The sequence below is a fragment of the Bartonella sp. TT110JLCBS genome (genome assembly GCF_042193405.1).
GTDB lineage: Bacteria > Pseudomonadota > Alphaproteobacteria > Rhizobiales > Rhizobiaceae > Bartonella.
This window is the reverse complement of sequence record NZ_JBHILT010000053.1, coordinates 1-3,872: the sequence shown is the minus strand read 5'-3', so window position 1 is coordinate 3,872 and position 3,872 is coordinate 1. Positions and strand designations below refer to the sequence as shown.

Sequence of the window (3,872 nt, the reverse complement as noted above, 5' to 3'; positions counted from 1 at the left end):
CATTGGAATTTATAAGAATTGGATTTTCCATAATTTTTCCTCCCTAACGCCTCTTGGCGATTGTTTGTGCGTGGTTTATGGAATATATTAGTACATTATGCACTAAAGATAGTCAAGTACACAATGTACTATTTTTTTTAAAAAAATAAAAAAAGACGAATCACGGCACAATTTAGAGAATCAAAATTTTGCTGTTTACTGATAAAAATCAAGCAAACTTGCTTCAATCTGTTGATGGCAATCTAATCGATAACGTGAACAGAGAATCGTATTGTGTTTACATATCAAGAATAGTGCGCCGTACACGACCTATTATAGAGATAGCGCCTTCAAGTTTTGGAGCCTTTATTGTCTTGTCGTATGAAGCGGGCTGAAAAGGAGGATCATCATTAGGTCTGTATCGTTTATATGTCGCTTGTCCAGATTCATCTGCAATTACATAGCAGGCATTAGGCACAAGTTTTTTGTCTCGCATATTTACAAATATTATAGAATCTGGAGGGCTAATTTTATTCATAGATGCCCCATCTACACGTAAAGCAATCCATTCACCGGCAGGAAGATTAACAGCCTCTGTCATAGGATAATCTGAAAAATCCATTATCCCATCTTGCTCGCTTAATTCTCCAGCGCTAATCCATGAAACGACAGGAATACTTATATTGAGGTTAGGATTTTCTTGAGGAGACTCGCCATACAAAATCCACCCCGGATCTACATTAAATACTTGTCCATAGAGCTCGGCTATTTGGCGCGAAATACCACGATTTCCATTTTCGTGACTAATTAGGGTATTTTGATTAAGAGCTGGTATAGCGCGCGCAGCTTCGCTTGGTGTTGCGTATCCAGCATTCTTACGCGCTATTTTAAGTCTATCTTTTGGCAAATAAGTCATTTGTACATTATCCACTATTTTTTTAATTCATTGTGTACGATTTTATCTTGATTTAAAATTGTACGTAATGTACTATTTGTGTCATGGTTAATGATTTTTATGTCAAAAGTTTGATTGAATCTTGGGGATCTATACGCCAATTTGCAAAAGAAATTGGTTGTAGCTATGAGGCTGCGCGTAAAATGCGTGATCGCAATAGTATTTCTCCAAAATACTGGAATATAATTATTCAGTTGTCTAAAGCCAAGGGTCTATCTTGGGTTACACTAGATTGGTTCCTACATAATTATGGGAGTAAATCCCATAGAGTTATTCGTCCAATGACAAAACGAAGAAAAGATACGCTTCATCTGGTGGAGAAAATTAGTACAGCAAATGCATCACAAACAGTAATATCTTCTCATATTGCTGCCCCTACAGATAATAACGAACATCAACAGCACCCTTCACACTCTTAAAGAAGAAAGATCAGAGATGATAGATGTCCCACAGATCACTATAAGTAAAGTCCAGTTGATCGACCTTGTTAATAATATTGGAGAGGCAACCATATATTATGGTGTCCGTTCGACTCAAGATGCATCTTTTGAAACAAGAATAGATCCCTCATCGACAGGTTATTTTGTCTATATGCTGTATAGTATCTTTGCGCGTGATGATAGAAATTATTTTCCGTTATTGCCGTACGATGATTTTAATCAATGGTTTTCATCTGCGTTTACGCAAGCTTTTACAACTTGGTTTGATAATTATTTTTCTCAAGAGTTGTTATCTTTTTATCGCTTAAATGAGCTGATCTTGTTTATGATCTTAGTCAAAGATAAGCTTGATCTCTTAAGGCTTGATCTCTTAAGGGATGAAGTTATCAAAAAAAGAAATCAAATTAATAAATCATAGCATAAAAATGTTTGCCTAAGTGAGTTAATGCAATTTTTTAAAGTCTATGAGGTCGGTTTGTGTCGTTACAGTCATTGTTGTTTCTGGTTTCAATGGGGATGTATGAGTAATGATTAAAGTAACTTGGGCTTTTATATCTTCTTCACGCGCTGCTACAAAAATAAGGATTCCTGTGTACTTATCTTCTGAGGGAGCTATAGAAATATTAACATCGATTTCTTGTCCCGTTCGAAAATCCTTTGCTTTCTCACAGTATCCGGATGATATTGGGTGTGACGTTGGTCTGGCATCAGGATTAACATATGGTGATTGCATTTGCCACAATCTTGTTTCTGGTTTGTATCTAATGCCATATCCAAGAATAAAGCGAGAACCATCTTTTAGCTTTATATTTAAAACGTGGATGACAGTTTGTGCATTGTTTTTTATCTTTAAACAAAGAAGCGCCCACTTGCCTTTTGTTGGCAAATGGGGTCCAGTTGTATATATGGAAGGTGGCGTTCCTAAATCCTCTACTCTTTTGTTATCTAACAAAATTTTAATATGTTCTTCTGACCATTTGGCAAGATCTTTTGTCGATATCGCTTGCTCTTTAAGGGCTATCGTCTGCTCTTGGCTTTCTGCAAATTGCTTGCTTATCCATTCTCTATCTTCTTCTCGTTTTTTTGCAGCTTTTTCTAAATCATCTTTCCGGATTTTGGCTGCTTCTTTACGGTCTTTATTTCTTAAAATAAGTGCTACTGAAAGAGATCCGATAAATGACAAAAAACCTGTAAGAAATATATTTATCCATTCTTGCATCTTTCCCCTCCCCACTTTTTTAGAATCGTTGGGAGGATACTTTTTCACAAACATTTTTGCAAGACAGGCAATCACAACGCGCTCTGTCATAGCAAACATATAAATACGTAGAGCCTTAAGGGGGGATTATGATCACTAACGCACAAACCATTTTATGTCTTGATCTAGGGACCAAGACAGGCTGGGCGATATGCGGTGCGGATGGTCACATCATCAGTGGTGTCATGAATTTCCACCCCCGATATTTTGAAGTCGGTGGAATGCATTATTTACGCTTTAAGAGATGTCTATCAGAAATAAAACAGACAGTAGACAGCATTGACGCGGTGTATTTTGAAGAAGTGAGGCGTCATAATAGTACTGATGCAGTGCATATTTACGGTGACTTGTTATCAACCTTAACGACGTGGTGTGAACATCATCAGATACCGTATGAAGGCATTCCTGTTGGCACAATTAAGAAAGCAACAACAGGAAAAGGAAACGCATCAAAAGTAAAAATGATTAAGGCGGTGTGTGCAAAAGGACATACGCCTAAAGACGACAACGAAGCAGATGCTTTAGCAATTTTATATTTAATGAAAGAAGGGGGTATATATGTCCAGTAAATTACCGTGGACGAGGCTGTTTGCAGATAGGTGGATTCTTGATCTTGCTTGTTTATCTCCCATTGAATGCAATGTTTATATAAAATTGCGTTTGCAAATGCTTTATACTGGAGAGCCGCTTTTAAATAACACAAAGGTCTGGGCTAATTACACTGGTTGTTCAGTAAAAATGTTTATGAAAGCGTTAGAAGTTTTAATAAGCACGGGTCATATCGAACGTTTAGACGATGGGTGTTTATGGAGTTTAAAAGTTGAAGAAGAACTCAATAACTCTAATGAAAGCTTAGATAAGGTATCGAAGACATCTCGGTCAAAGAAGTTATCAGAGAGAGCAAAGAAAGCAGCGCAGGCAAGATGGGATAAACATACAAATGATGCTTGTGATGATGCTAAAGCCATGCTTAACGATGCTAAAGTTATTAAGCATGATGCTAACAGTATGCTTAAGGATGCTAAGCATGATGCTTACGACATGCTTAATGATGCCTATATATATAACATAAACAATAACACTAACATTAACAGTTATAATAAAAAAACTAAAACTATCGTTTTAGCAAAAAAAGAAATTGGTTCTGAAGATTTAGAAACAATCGATTTGGTTGACGAGCCAACAGAGGTTGCTGCTGTTGAGATCACATCAGAGCAAATCGAAACCTCATCAGACAACC

At 36.8% G+C, this 3,872-nt stretch carries 5 protein-coding genes and 1 pseudogene; 4 read left to right on the top strand and 2 right to left on the bottom strand.

Annotation, left to right across the window (positions count from 1 at the left end; all coding sequences use genetic code 11):
• Window positions 1-277 precede the first annotated feature (277 nt).
• Window positions 278-895, bottom strand: a complete 618-nt coding sequence (locus ACFILW_RS09015; RefSeq protein ID WP_012754749.1) for a S24 family peptidase — start codon at window positions 893-895, stop codon at window positions 278-280.
• 83 nt (window positions 896-978) lie between these two features.
• On the opposite strand from ACFILW_RS09015, the gene ACFILW_RS09010 reads away from it, so the two are divergent.
• Window positions 979-1,353: a hypothetical protein gene (locus tag ACFILW_RS09010; protein WP_375685612.1), complete on the top strand. Its 375-nt coding sequence runs from the start codon at window positions 979-981 to the stop codon at window positions 1,351-1,353.
• Window positions 1,354-1,369: 16 nt separating this feature from the next.
• Window positions 1,370-1,792 (top strand): hypothetical protein, encoded by a 423-nt coding sequence (locus tag ACFILW_RS09005; RefSeq protein ID WP_375624052.1) that lies wholly within the window; start codon window positions 1,370-1,372, stop codon window positions 1,790-1,792.
• A gap of 24 nt (window positions 1,793-1,816) precedes the next feature.
• On the opposite strand, the gene ACFILW_RS09000 is transcribed toward ACFILW_RS09005, so the two are convergent.
• Window positions 1,817-2,692, bottom strand: coding sequence for a hypothetical protein (locus ACFILW_RS09000; protein ID WP_375685610.1), 876 nt, complete (start codon window positions 2,690-2,692; stop codon window positions 1,817-1,819).
• A gap of 29 nt (window positions 2,693-2,721) precedes the next feature.
• On the opposite strand from ACFILW_RS09000, the gene ACFILW_RS08995 reads away from it, so the two are divergent.
• Both ACFILW_RS08995 and ACFILW_RS08990 read left to right on the top strand, forming a co-directional pair.
• Window positions 2,722-3,201 (top strand): crossover junction endodeoxyribonuclease RuvC, encoded by a 480-nt coding sequence (locus tag ACFILW_RS08995; protein ID WP_375627506.1) that lies wholly within the window; start codon window positions 2,722-2,724, stop codon window positions 3,199-3,201.
• Window positions 3,191-3,872 (top strand): annotated as a pseudogene (locus tag ACFILW_RS08990) (hypothetical protein); the annotation flags it as partial. The gene ACFILW_RS08995 and the pseudogene ACFILW_RS08990, both read left to right, overlap by 11 nt.